The organism is Streptomyces sp. LHD-70, assembly GCF_031157275.1.
Lineage (GTDB): Bacteria > Actinomycetota > Actinomycetes > Streptomycetales > Streptomycetaceae > Streptomyces.
Map to the genome: position 1 here is coordinate 1 of NZ_JAVIFW010000057.1, position 974 is coordinate 974.

General features: G+C 66.3%; 1 protein-coding gene. It reads right to left on the reverse strand.

Annotated elements, in window-relative coordinates; all coding sequences use genetic code 11:
- Positions 1 to 23: 23 nt before the first annotated feature.
- Entirely contained in the window at positions 24 to 908 is an 885-nt protein-coding gene (locus RCO28_RS39240; RefSeq protein WP_308946204.1) for an IS982 family transposase, read from the reverse strand.
- Between the last annotated feature and the right edge of the window lie 66 nt (positions 909 to 974).

Sequence of the window (974 nt, forward strand, 5' to 3'; positions counted from 1 at the left end):
CTAGATGTGTGAGTCCGAAGTTCTCAGTGGTCGTAGGCGATCAGGGATCGTTTGATTGCGGCTCCGGTGGTCCAGTTGTGCCAGATGGCGGTGGCGAGGGCGAGGAGGCGTTGGCCGGTGCGGGCGAAGACTCCGGCGGGGGTTCTGGCTCCGTGTTGTTCCAGGCTGAGTTGGCCTTTGAGGGTGTCGAAGACGGCTTCGATCCACTGACGGACGCGTGCGATCTTCCCGTGCCGTTCAGGCTCGTCCTTGCGGTCCGGCCGTACCAGGTGAGCCCCGAGCCGTTCGGTCAGGAACGCTTCGAACTCGCGCCCGGCGAAGCCCTTGTCGGCGAGGATGACCTGGCCCCGGCTGACGAGGTGGTGGTCGCGTTCCAGCAGCGAGGTCATCACCTCCCGTTCTCCGAGTTTCGGGTTGGCCAGGCACCAGGTGACGGGCATGCCCTCCGCCGTGGTGACCAGGTAGAGGCGTAATCCCCAGAAGAAGCGGGAGTGGCTGCGGCAGTAGCCGTAGCCGGCGTGACCGGCCAGTTCGGAGCGTTTGACGGTCTCGCGGGAGGCCGCGCAGGGCACGGGTGTGGAGTCGATCAGGCGCAGGTCGTCGTGCCAGGTGGGGACCTGCCGGGCCAGGGCCTCGATGACCTGCGAGACGAGCGGTCCGGCGGCGTTGAGTCGCTTGTTGTAGGCCGATTGCTGGGGCAGATAGCGGAACAGGTGTCCCAGCCGGGCGTGTGCGAACCGGATCCAGTGCCGGGTGGAGGGGAAGCCGAGCAGGACCTGTGCGACTGCGAGGCACAGCAGTTCGGCGTCCGTCAGTTTCGGGGGTCGCCCGATCCGGCGACGAGGGGCCACATGGTCGTCGATGAACACGTACAGTGCCGCCAGAAGGGCGTCCAGGTCGGAAGTCACACTCAGGCCAACGGGCGCCCTTCGCCATGGTCGCGACCAGCCCAGACATCGGACTCAATCATCTAG